Raw genomic sequence first — 12,748 nt, 5'->3', positions numbered from 1 at the left:
TGGTAACTACGGCAGCGGCTGGCAGAACCAGCAGGTGGAATTCGCTCGCTTCCCTGGCCCAATCGTGATGACCTCTAACTGCATCATCGACCCAACCGTGGGCGCGTACGACGACCGTATCTGGACCCGTAGCATCGTCGGCTGGCCGGGTGTGAGCCACCTCGAAGGCGATAACTTCGGTCCGGTTATCGCTCAGGCACAGCAGATGGCAGGCTTCCCGTACAGCGAAATCCCGCACCTGATCACCGTTGGTTTCGGTCGTCAGACGTTGCTAGGCGCTGCTGATACCTTAATCGACCTGGTCAGCCGTGAAAAACTGCGTCACATCTTCCTGGTCGGCGGTTGCGACGGCGCGCGCGGCGAACGTAACTACTTCACCGACTTCGCCACCAGCGTACCGGACGACTGCCTGATCCTGACCCTTGCTTGCGGTAAATACCGTTTCAACAAACTGGAATTCGGCGATATCGAAGGTCTGCCGCGTCTGGTCGATGCCGGTCAGTGTAACGATGCCTACTCTGCCATTATCCTGGCGGTCACCCTGGCAGAGAAACTGGGCTGCGGCGTGAACGATCTGCCGCTGTCGCTGGTGCTCTCCTGGTTTGAACAGAAAGCGATTGTGATTCTGCTGACCCTGCTGTCGCTGGGCGTGAAAAACATCGTCACTGGCCCGACGGCGCCTGGCTTCTTCACGCCGGACCTGCTGGCTGTGCTCAACGAGAAATTCGGTCTGCGTTCCGTGACCACCGTTGAAGAAGACATGAAGCAGCTGCTGAGCGCGTAAGGAGTTAACCATGACCATGCCAACCAATCAGTGCCCATGGCGGATGCAGGTTCATCACATCCATCAGGAAACGCCGGACGTATGGACAATTTCGTTGCTGTGCCACGACTATTATCCGTACCGCGCCGGGCAGTATGCACTGGTCAGCGTACGTAATTCAGCGGAGACGCTGCGTGCTTACACCATTTCATCTACGCCGGGGGTAAGCGAGTACATTACGCTGACCGTTCGCCGCATTGACGACGGTGCAGGTTCACAGTGGCTGACCCGCGACGTGAAGCGCGGCGACTACATCTGGCTGTCCGACGCGATGGGTGATTTCACCTGTGAAGATAAAGCGGACGACAAGTTTCTGATGCTGGCCGCCGGCTGCGGCGTGACGCCAATCATGTCGATGCGTCGCTGGTTGGCGAAAAATCGCCCGCAGGCCGATGTGCAGGTGATCTTTAACGTGCGCTCGCCGGAAGATGTCATCTTCGCCGACGAGTGGCGTCAGTATCCGGTCACGCTGGTAGCGGAAAACAACGCAACCCACGGTTTTGTCTCCGGTCGCCTGACCACCGAGCTGCTGAAAAGCGTGCCGGATCTGGCCTCTCGTACCGTGATGACCTGCGGCCCGGCGCCGTATATGGATCTGGTCGAGCAAGAAGTGAAAGCGCTGGGCGTGACGCGCTTCTTTAAAGAGAAGTTCTTCACCCCGGTTGCCGATGCGGCCACCAGCGGCCTGAAGTTCACCAAACTGCAACCGGCAAAAGAGTTCTACGCGCCGGTGGGCACCACGCTGCTGGACGCGCTGGAAAGCAACAAGGTGCCGGTAGTTGCCGCTTGCCGTGCGGGCGTATGCGGCTGCTGCAAAACCAAAGTGGTGTCCGGTGAATACACCGTCACCAGCACCATGACGTTAACCGACGCAGAAGTTGCCGACGGCTACGTACTGGCCTGTTCCTGCCATCCGCAGGGCGACTTAGTGCTGGCATAAGCGTTCAGTCCACGCGGTAATCAATAACCTCCGGCATTGTCGGAGGTTTTTCTCGTTGCATAACGTCCAGGGAAGCCAGAATACAGGGCTGAAATATCAATCAGTTCTCTGGCGTTACAGAATAAAACCAAGCGTCAGTCGACGGGAAACTGCTGGGATAACAGCCCTATGGAACGTTTCTTCCGTAGCGTGAAAACAGAATGGGTGCCGATGAAGGGTTACGCAGGCAAGGACGAGGCCAGGTAACAAATCAGCGGTTAAATTTTGAACTATTAAATGAGAGTCAGACCTCACCATTATGACTGTGGGCTGACACCCGAAGAGTCACAGAACAGAGACCATTTTTACTGTAAAACCGTGGCCAATATAACTTGACCACTACACTCGCCCTGAAAGGGAGCTGCTGTGCTGATTCGCGTTAAAGTTATTAACTCCCGCTAGCCTCAGCGGGAGTTACCTTTAGAATAAAGATGGCGGTAACTTACTGATATTTACCTTATCTGAGAAGTCACTAACCAGAAGTATTCGTCCTCCGAGTGAGTAAATAACTGCTTAACAGCGCTAGCCACTGTCCCTGCCCGAATTTTCCCCTCTGCCACAAGACGATCTGCATGCAAATCAATAATTTCGGCAGTAGACATAAATACATCTCCCGGCCCAGGACGAATCGTCGTTACTGTAGCATTAGGATTACTGCCCGCAAAGCGACTGGCGACCATAGGATCGGCGGAAAAAGACTGAATGCCACCTGCCGACCCACCTGAACTTGCAGTATGTTTAAGGGCCGCAACAAGTCTTTCATCCATTAACTCAGGACCTGGAGGGGTTTGGATCGGAAAAGCACTCCCTCGGTAAAAAGCATCAGGCTTAGATCTACCATGCGCATGTCTGGTGTAAAGTTCGTTACGCGACGCCCCATCAATGAACTCATTTAATGCTCGGTCGACTGTTGAATTTTTAATAACACGGGAAGGCTGACGCTTTAATTTAGAAGGCTTACCACCGGCGTGTTGTAACTTATATTGCCAGCTGCCAACAAACGACCCAGCCTTACGAGTTGCTTTCGAAGTCGGTGGGGTTACTGCAGAACCTAACCCAATAATACCTGTGCCAAGAGACACCCAACCCAGTATTGAGGACGTTTCCGGCGCTACACTTTCCAGAGCTCCTGACACAATTGCCGTAACATCAGAAACAACACTTATTGAGCCTAATATTAACGCTGTTGTTGAAGCGCTGCTCAATGCTGCAGAGAGGCTACCGGCAGCGGCAATAGATGCCCCCGCAGTTACACCAGCAAGCAGCAATCCTGCGATTCCGAGGCCAATACCTAGCCATGCTTGCCAACTAAGGTGCCCACTTGGGTCGGTAAAGTTTGCTGGATCACCATCACAATAGACATACGGGTTAATTCCGCCAGCCCCGAAAGGACTCATGTTATCTGGTGCAGTAAAACGCATAAGAATTGGACTGTAATCACGGTATCCATTGCCTAATGCGTAGTTTTTTGTGGCAGAATCTAAATGTTCGCCATTAAATCCTGGCAACATTCCCACCACTCGACCTTCTCCATACGCGCTCCAGAGATGAATCCTTCCCGTATTACTGTGTGTATCACGTGACCAAACCAGACTACCATTTTGTGCTGTTCCGCATAGGATGACTTCACTGTTACCTGTTACAGCCTGATTTACGCCACCGGCAACAACTCGGCGGGTAAAGACTTCACTACCCTGAACACGCTCCGTATTGAATCTGTCAGAAGTGTAGTAGCGCCCTATCGTCGTACCGTTAACATCCTGTTCAGAAGTTCTATTTATCGCATCGTAACGCCATTTGCTGATAGTGTTACTCCCATCAGACAGGTTCGTCAGTCTCCCCAGGGAGTCATAACTGCGTAACCGTCCAGCTTCATCGCTTGTGAGACGCCCATTCGCATCATAACTGAGGGTAATTCGAGCAGGATACCCACTATGAGTATGAGTCAGTGCTGTTAATTGTGTTGGATCTTGACTATTGGAATATTCAAACAACGCTTTATCTTCAGTGCCGTCGGAAAGTATCGTGACGACTTCTGTAGTATTCCCCAGAACGTCATAGCTGAATGTTTGTAAGCGCAGTGGATGACCATAATTATCCTCAGGAAGTTCACTGCCACTAGCGACCCACCTGGTCAGGCGATTTCTGACATCATAGGTGAACGACTCGGTACATACAGTACTATTATTTAACTGAGTTTCACGTGCATTCATGCGTCCATCGTTACGTCGGGACATTCGTTGCGTCAATGTACTGCCGCGACTGTCCGTGATGGTTCTGTTGAGTTCACGCCCCAGTTCGTCAAATTCAAGGGTTGTAGTGAGTGTCTCATTGGTTGCCTTATCACGGATAATGCTTTTGTTTGCACGGGCCAATCCATCATATTCGACTGAAATGGCGGCAGTAGGTTCTTCAACCAGAATGATTCGACCATAACTGTCGTACTGATATTGCCGTAAGGTCCCGTCATAATCCGTTTGCGTAAGATTAGCGCCCAGAAGGCTTGATGTACGGAATAATGAATATGTCTTCCCATCTGTCCCGGTCGTTGTTTCTTCTTTCATTTTCCCCGAAGTCAGATAGCTACGGGTCAGCGATGTACCCGTATTGTCCACGGCGCTAAGCATCAGGCCATTTTTGGGTGCGTAGCTGAAATGCTGATTGAGCGAACCACTCTTCAGGCTCTTTAATGCATTACCAAGTTCAGGAATATAGGTATAATTTATTGCATCTCCGGAAGGAACAATCGCTTCGGAAGGTGTATTTGAACTGTCAGAATATTTATATTTGGTTGTACGCCCCCCCACGGTTTCAGATATGAGTCTTCCCAGACTGTCCCAATCGCGTAAACCAATAGTCCAGTTTGTTGTTCCCTGCGTATTTGCCCCCTGAATTTTGATACTAATTGGGCAGTCATCAGTTAGCCACGGGGCGTAGCGACGTGTAATGATGGTTCCATCTGCCAGCGTCTTGCTGGTTTCACGATTATAAATATCCCAGGTGAAACGGGTGACATTACCTTCTGCATCTGTATAACGGCAAACTCGACCCAAGCCATCACGTTGGAATTTAGTAGAGGAAAGTAAATTACCATTATTATTCTGCACTGTTATCTCTAATGGTCGCCCGGAAATATCTAATTTCGTTAGCGTAACCCCAGAACTCAGAGCTGAATCGCCAGATTGTTGTTCTTCTTTTCGGATGAGTGTTACTGGAGATAACTCGTTTTTGCTGATGATGCCGTCACTGGAAATACTGTTGTTGATATTACCCCACCCATCAACAGAATTAGTTGTGCTAATACGAGCCGAGATAGGCCCCTTCACACCATTCAGTTGATGATCGCTCGCACTGCCTTCATACATGACATCTTGTGTATCCCAGGAGGCGGTACTGATTGTATACCATGTTTTTGTATTATCAGGATCGTAGCGTTCCTGAGAGGTCTGTCGTCCTAGTCCATCGAACCAGGTTCGAATACTCACCCCGGTATCCAATATTTCTGTTGTGCTTAAACCACTATCTGAAATGGCATACTGCCAGGTGGTTCTTTTCTCATACTGACTATTAACAGCATAATTCTTTTGAATTATCCTGCCGGATAGATCATAACTAAATTCAGTTTTAACATTCTGAATTGATGTTTCACTGAATTTCAGACCACTCAACGCTGAAATTTCCTGGGAGCTCACGGCAGTCAAACCGTCATGACCTTTGAATAAGGTAGACTGCTTAAGCCGACCGGAGCTTACCGTTGAGGTAATATCCAGTGATGAGGTATAACCTGTCGTACCATCCTCAGGGTCAAAAAGGGTATTGACTCTTTGTGTCAGACGCCCAAATTCTGAATTGCCAGCTACCGAGTTATAGTTATATAACTCAGAACTAATGTGGATATCATCGGAATAATTGTGTTGCTCTGTTAACACAATACAGGATGAGCTACCGAGTTTCTTATATTGTAACGTTGTCTTCTGCGTAGGTGTGTGAAATTCCGTTTTGGCTGGAGTCACAGTCTGAGACTTCATAAAGCGGACAAAGCCGTTTGGTTCAGCAGGGCATCCGGCTTCCCCCGTTGCCGCATACCAGACCGTTTCAGTAACGGCCCCGTCAGGCGCCTGCTCACGGGTTGGGTTACCGTAAATATCAAATTCGGTCAGTGTTATTTCGCTGCGGGTTTGCTGACCTGCAGGAAGCGATGTGTCGCTCCATGTCTTAGTCACTTTTTTCGGAAGCTGGAAATTCAGTGGCTGGTTTTCGAATGTGGTATTGACCAGAGCGTAATACTCTGTTTCAGTCAGATAACGTGTTGTTCCTGAGCGTCTGTCCTCAGAAATTTGTAGGTGGTAGTTATTATATCTGTAGGTAGTCGTTTCTGTATTAGAGCCTGAGCCAGTAGTGACTGTTGAACCGTAAATATAGGTGGATAACAATGATGAGTACGTATAATCGCTGTCAGCTGTCCATGTTCCGAAGTTACCGGTGTAACCTAAGAAGTTCTTGCTTCCCTCAACATCAAATTTCCAGTTGGCTGTAATCGCGGGTTGTCCAAAACCAGGTGCTTTTGTGTGGGTTGTGACAACGGGTAGCCATCCCAGTCCTGATGCAGGAGGATACATCAGACTATTGCCACTGTTAGTGGAGTATGTGACCTGTTCGATTAATCGCGTAGGGTAAGTTACTTTGGTTAATGTTGAGGTAGATGAAGGGCCTGTAAGGGTATATTCGAATAGCCAGGTCAAGGTTTCTGTTGCTGATACCTGCCGAGTAATACGGCTAAGCTGGTTGCTATTCTGCATATACAATGAGGTGACAACGGCTTCGTCCGTTTCCGGATATTGTGTGACGGTCACCAGACTGCTGCCATAAGTAACATTCAGAAGCGTGCTGTATTCATCATCAATAGCACGAAGATATGTTTTCCCGCTGTTGAGTAACCAGCTAAATGTCATTTTTCTCCCCAGTGGAGATTCGATTTTTTGCGTGACAAACTGATTGTTATTATAAGGAGATGTCAGTTCCTCCTTTGTCCCATCTTTCCACGTTATCCTGTAACCTAGAGATGCGTTGCCAGGACGAATAAATTCAAAAATAAATCCAATTGCTTTGCGATTTTTGATCTGAACTGTACCCGGAGTTACTTTGTATGTCTCCCCTGTATTCAGATATAATGTATTAGTGGAAGCATCAAACCTTGAAATGTTTATTTTAATTCGATTCCCAAACCCCATGTCTCCATCATTAAGAGGGGAATACGTTAGATTCAATTCTGCTATAGGGCCTAAATGGCGATTAGCTGATAAAGTGGCGAGGGAGTGGGTGAAGTTAAATTGTCCAGTTCTGGGGTCAACGTCGCTGCTTAGGGTATCAGTGAAATTAACCGCTTGTGTCGAAAATCCTGAAGCCATAGTTTTTTCCTTTCAAATGTCGAGAACATACCAGTGAAGATACTGGTATGTTTAGAGTAGATAAGTTAATCAAGATGCTTTAACTTCAATAGCTGGCCAGTTTTTAATTTCAAATTCAAACTTACCTGTATTACCAAAGTTGTCATAGAATGATACGGACGTAAAACTTGTCGAGTTACTCCAGGCCCACTGTGTTACCTGTGTAACAGTGGTCTCGAAGTTCAGTGCGGATATAATAATTTTTTTACTGTCCAAAGCGGGGCGGCATGCATACACATATGTGAATCGGTAATCAGCTGGTCCGACTAACAAGCAGTACTCATTGGTATATTTAGAATAAAATCTGGAGTTTGGATTAACACCAAGTAAAGATGCATCGACGCCATAGATAGTTGATTGGAAGTAACTTTTTGCATTGTGCCCCATAACATAATCAATGCTGTTATTAGAGGAGCCATCGGCATAATTGGCGTAGACTTTGAAATGACTCTGAGTGTATGAACCTTTTCTATTGTTATATGTTTTCTTTTGAATATGGTGATCTGGCAACGCGAGTGAAATAACAAGGGCTACATCAATTTTTTCTGCATTACCGTTAAAATTATTACCTTTACCGTTTTTGAGGATGTGCATATCTCCTACGGTACGTTTAAAGTCATCACGGTTATTGAGGTAGCTGATTACATTGTAATTAGCTCTATTACTGTAATCAACAGGCTGAATTCCTCTTAGGTTAATGTAGCTTGGATTTTTCCACGTGCCACCTGAACCATTTATGGATGATGTGCCATTTTCTGTGCTGTTATATGTTTTATTGCCAATTTTTACCTGAACTGCGACTAATTCACTTGATGTAACCTTACTGCAGCTGATATATCCTACAATTGTTTTGCTGCGAGGGATAATACTATCTTCGGTTAGTGAAGATTTATATTTATCGTACTCTTTCTGAAACGCCTCATCTTCAGATAATGATTCATCATCTGATAATCTTGTGAATTGCACTGCACCTACATAGTCGCCTTTTGTATAGCTAAAAGATAAATTAGATAAAGTACCTCCGGTTCGATATTGAACAATTGAAATCATTTTTTGCAGTTCTGAATCAGTATAATCAATATCTGTCCAGTCAGATTCATTCTTAAAGTTAACTGTGATGGCAACAGGAAGCTGGTTTCGACCATTCGCATAAATTATAGCCTGACTGGCATTGCTGCTTAAAAAATTGATTGAAAGTGTTTCCAGTACCGGAATGATATCAGCCATAATGTAATTTTCTCTATTTTAATTGACAATGTTGACCTATGAGTCCTTAGCATTGGGGAGGTGCGTAATCCAAATATTTGAATATGTGTGAACCTCCACACACTTCAATTATCTGGATTATTTGTTCGCCTTCCATCTTGCTATATCCTCAACGACTCGGTGTTTGTATTTATATAGGTGAATACTCGAGGTAGATAAAGTTATTTTTACCCTTTTATTTTTGTTGATTGATGAAGCGCAACTTTGGTGTTTATTGACAAAATGAAATTTAGCGTTAACCTTAAAATCAGGTTTCCTACTCCATGCTCATGCACCTAAGAGAATTCTTATTTATTTTACCCCTTCGAATTTCTGTAATAATTCAGCCGCCGCTACAAACAACAGGATGCCACGTTCCGCTGCGGGTCCGATCCGGCATAAATAACTGAAGCCCAGACCTCGAATGGGACGTGACCGTTGATCCTGACATCGAGCTTTGAGATTTTCGCTTTGTCCGGGAGGTAGGTAGATAGAACAGCTGCGGACCTGCTCATATAGTAATCAAGTAATATTGGCCACTACAGCAGATATCCGACAACCTGGCGATCATTAGATATACTTCAAACTGCGGGTGATGCGGTTATCACGACGCAAGCCAGCACACACCCTACATAGGCATCTATCGTGAGTAGAACGGATGAAATTTTTCATCAAGAACCAGTCATAGAGGTGGAAGATGGGATTATTAAGCTTTGTGAAAGAAGCGGGTGAGAAAATCTGGGATGCCGTATCCGGCGGCAGTAAGGAAGATCAGGCCGACAAGCTGAAGAAACATATTGATAGTCTTAATCTGCCTGGCGCCGAAAAGGTCAATATTGCGGTGGCTGACGATGGCACCGCGACGATCACGGGGGACGTCGGTTCCCAGGAAGATAAGGAAAAAATTCTGGTCGCGGTGGGTAACGTCACCGGGATCGGTCAGGTCAATGACAGCGTTAACGTCACGCAAAGCGGGGCTGAGAGCCGTTATTACACGGTAAAATCGGGCGATACGCTGAGCGCTATTTCAAAAGCGATGTACGGATCCCCCAACGACTATCAGCGCATTTTCGAAGCCAATAAGCCGATGCTGAAGCACCCGGATAAAATTTACCCCGGACAGGTGCTGATTATTCCGGCGAAGTAAATTTCTCTGCCTGATGCATAAATTTGCCCGCTGCACGCCTTATTCAGCGTGACAGAACGGCGGGCATCTCCTGGGGAAAAACGATAACCGCATGCGCATTAGCCAGTCACAGGACGCGTTCCTGTTTTTCACAATAACGCTATGACGTCATCGCTATTTTTGCCAGCTTCCGTCGCCGAACGCCTCGAATAAATCGAGCATAAGCACTTTATTACTCCGTAATCCATTCTTCTACACGCCCTGATATTAATTTTAATTCCTTTAAAATTAATCACATAAACCCTTATCGCCGTTTTTTCCTGAAAGTAGCGATCGTCACGACCTCTGTTGCGCAAAACTGGCTGAATGTGAATAACTTGTTATATTTATTTCAAGCTGTGAATCCGTGTAGGCCACACACCCCTTTTTACCGTCGTACCCAATAAGGAACTTTATGAAACTTAAACCGATTGCCATTAGTATGGCTATAGCAGGCATGCTAGCCACTATTTCACCCGGATGGGCTGATACCACGCCAAAAGAGGCCACAACAGCCACCAAAACCGCTAACGACGCACTCTATAACCAACTCCCCTTCTCCGATAACACCGATTTCACCAACGCCCACAAAGGCTTTATCGCCGCCCTTCCCACTGAGATCATTAAAGGGGAACAAGGGAATGTCGTATGGGATCCTCAGCAGTATGCTTTCATCAAAGAAGGTGAGAAAGCGCCGGATACCGTAAACCCTAGCCTGTGGCGGCAGTCGCAGCTGATTAATATCAGCGGCCTGTTTGAAGTGACCGATGGCGTTTACCAGATCCGTAATCTGGATCTCTCCAACATGACGATTATTGAAGGTAAAGAAGGGATAACCGTCGTCGACCCGCTGGTCTCAGCGGAAACGGCAAAAGTAGGTATGGATTTGTACTTCCAGCATCGCGGTAAAAAGCCGGTGGTGGCCGTGATTTATACCCACAGCCACGTCGACCACTACGGCGGCGTGCGAGGCGTCGTTGACGAGGCCGACGTCAAATCCGGCAAGGTAAAAGTGTATGCGCCAGCGGGCTTTATGGAGGCCGCGGTCGCAGAGAATATTATGGCCGGTAACGTCATGAGCCGTCGCGCCAGCTACATGTACGGCAACCTTCTGAAACCTTCCGCCACCGGCCAGGTTGGCGCAGGGCTCGGTACCACCACCTCCGCAGGTACCGTAACCCTGATAGCGCCGACCAATATCATTGAAAAAGACGGGCAAAAAGAGGTCATCGACGGCCTGACCTATGACTTCATGCTGGCACCGGGTTCAGAAGCCCCTTCGGAAATGCTGTGGTATATCGAAGAGAAGAAACTGATTGAATCCGCAGAAGATGTGACGCACACGCTGCATAACACCTACTCGCTACGCGGCGCGAAAATTCGTGAACCGCTGCCCTGGTCGAAATACATCAACGAGGCGATCGTGCGTTGGGGTGATAAAGCCGAAATTATCATGGCGCAGCACCACTGGCCGACCTGGGGCAATGAAAATGTGGTGAATCTGCTGAAGAGCCAGCGCGATCTGTATCGTTATATTAACGATCAGACTTTGCGTATGGCCAACGAAGGTTTGACCCGCGATGAGATTGCCGCCAACTTCAAACTTCCGGATAGCCTGGCCAATACCTGGGCTAACCGCGGCTATTACGGCTCGGTAAGCCACGATGTTAAAGCGACCTACGTGCTGTACCTCGGCTGGTTCGACGGCAATCCAGCAACCCTTGACGAACTGCCGCCAGAGGAAGCCGCCAAAAAATTCGTTGATTACATGGGCGGCGCCGACGCCATCATCAAGAAGGCGAAAGAGGATTACGAACAGGGCAACTATCGCTGGGTTGCTCAGGTTGTCAGCAAAATAGTCTTCGCCGATCCGAACAACCAGGAAGCGCGTAATCTGGAGGCGGATGCCCTCGAGCAATTAGGCTATCAGGCTGAGTCCGGCCCGTGGCGTAACTTCTATCTCACCGGCGCGCAGGAACTGCGTAACGGCGTGGTGAAAGGCCCGACGCCGAACACCGCGAGCCCGGATACCGTGCGCGCAATGACCCCGGAAATGTTCTTCGATTATCTGGCGGTACACATCAACGGCGAGAAAGCGGGTAACGCGAAATCGGTCTTCAACATCGATCTCGGCGACGACGGCGGTAAATATAAGCTGGAGCTGGAAAACGGCGTACTCAACCACACCGCTAACGCGGAAGCCAAAGATGCCGACACCACAATCACCCTTAATCGCGCCACCCTGAATAAAATCATCCTCAAAGAGGAGACGCTGAAGCAGGCGGCAGATAACGGTGATGCGAAAATTACCGGCAACGCCGATAAACTCAATGAAATGCTAGGCTATATGGATAAATTTGAATTCTGGTTCAATATCGTTACGCCTTAACCACTCTCTCCCGCGGCGCGCTGTCGCGGGAGTTTTCGTTTTATCAGTACTCTTCAGGCAGCGTCCGGTCAATGGAAACCAGCTTACCGCGCTTCATGGTGATATATCCCCCGGCTTTCAGATCGGCCAGCACGCGAAAGACATGCGTCCGCGAGAGGTTGGTGCGCTTAATAATAAACAGCGCCAGCCCTTCGTTTTCCCCTTTGAGCGTATTCTGACGATAGAGATAGCGAAACAGCATCGGCCTGATGGTCTGGTAGCTGGTCATCTGTCGGCGTTCGTTATGCAGATCGATAGTAAAAATCGACATATAGGTCAAAATCGTCGCCAGCTCCTGCACCCGCTCAGGCCCGCCGTACAAAAATATATCGTCAAAGGTGCCGTAAGATATTTTAATCAGTTTAACCGTTGCGCTGCCGCTATATTCAAACTTCGCCAGCGGGCAATATCTTTCCATAAGCCCTATCGGCATATACTCGATGGTATTACCAATATTAAGGCCATCGTCTGGCATCAGAATCGACAGCGAACCTTCGGTGCAAAAATAGAGATACCCAGGCTGGATATCTAATTTTTTATTTGCAGCAACCGTGATGGTCTCTCCGTTCGCTATTATTTGCGGGAAAAAAGCATCTATCTTCAGCTGCTGATAATAACTATGGATATCCTGAAAATTCACGCCACGCCCCTCTCTGCACCG

The 12,748-nt window shown here is 47.9% G+C and carries 7 protein-coding genes and 1 pseudogene; 5 read left to right on the top strand and 3 right to left on the bottom strand.

Going from position 1 to position 12,748, the window contains the following annotated elements:
• The 3 genes and pseudogenes from hcp to ACK5JN_RS13435 form a co-directional block, all read left to right on the top strand.
• On the top strand, window positions 1-784 hold a 784-nt coding region (gene hcp / locus ACK5JN_RS13445; RefSeq protein ID WP_416870652.1), incomplete at its 5' end, for a hydroxylamine reductase.
• Between the two features lie 10 nt (window positions 785-794).
• Window positions 795-1,763: an NADH oxidoreductase gene (gene hcr / locus ACK5JN_RS13440; protein ID WP_416870651.1), complete on the top strand. Its 969-nt coding sequence runs from the start codon at window positions 795-797 to the stop codon at window positions 1,761-1,763.
• A 58-nt stretch (window positions 1,764-1,821) separates the two neighbouring features.
• Window positions 1,822-2,138 (top strand): annotated as a pseudogene (locus ACK5JN_RS13435) (integrase core domain-containing protein); the annotation flags it as partial.
• A 116-nt stretch (window positions 2,139-2,254) separates the two neighbouring features.
• Here the strand turns inward: ACK5JN_RS13435 and ACK5JN_RS13430 are convergent.
• Together ACK5JN_RS13430 and ACK5JN_RS13425 are read right to left on the bottom strand one after the other, a co-directional pair.
• On the bottom strand, window positions 2,255-7,210 hold the full coding sequence (locus tag ACK5JN_RS13430; RefSeq protein ID WP_416870650.1) for an RHS repeat-associated core domain-containing protein: 4,956 nt from the start codon (window positions 7,208-7,210) through the stop codon (window positions 2,255-2,257).
• Window positions 7,211-7,279: 69 nt separating this feature from the next.
• Window positions 7,280-8,476 carry a hypothetical protein gene (locus ACK5JN_RS13425; RefSeq protein WP_416870649.1) on the bottom strand — a complete coding sequence of 399 codons (1,197 nt, stop codon included), beginning with the start codon at window positions 8,474-8,476 and terminating at the stop codon, window positions 7,280-7,282.
• Between the two features lie 715 nt (window positions 8,477-9,191).
• On the opposite strand from ACK5JN_RS13425, the gene lysM reads away from it, so the two are divergent.
• Window positions 9,192-9,641: a peptidoglycan-binding protein LysM gene (gene lysM, locus ACK5JN_RS13420; RefSeq protein WP_416870648.1), complete on the top strand. Its 450-nt coding sequence runs from the start codon at window positions 9,192-9,194 to the stop codon at window positions 9,639-9,641.
• Between the two features lie 433 nt (window positions 9,642-10,074).
• Complete coding sequence (locus tag ACK5JN_RS13415) at window positions 10,075-12,048, top strand: alkyl/aryl-sulfatase (RefSeq protein ID WP_416870647.1); 1,974 nt, start codon at window positions 10,075-10,077, stop codon at window positions 12,046-12,048.
• Window positions 12,049-12,091: 43 nt separating this feature from the next.
• On the opposite strand, the gene ACK5JN_RS13410 is transcribed toward ACK5JN_RS13415, so the two are convergent.
• Window positions 12,092-12,727, bottom strand: coding sequence for a helix-turn-helix domain-containing protein (locus ACK5JN_RS13410; RefSeq protein ID WP_416870646.1), 636 nt, complete (start codon window positions 12,725-12,727; stop codon window positions 12,092-12,094).
• Window positions 12,728-12,748 lie beyond the last annotated feature (21 nt).

This window comes from Kluyvera sp., from assembly GCF_047971185.1.
Classification (GTDB): domain Bacteria; phylum Pseudomonadota; class Gammaproteobacteria; order Enterobacterales; family Enterobacteriaceae; genus Kluyvera.
The sequence above is the reverse complement of the archived record's forward strand: the minus strand, read 5'-3'. Positions and strand labels throughout refer to the sequence as shown.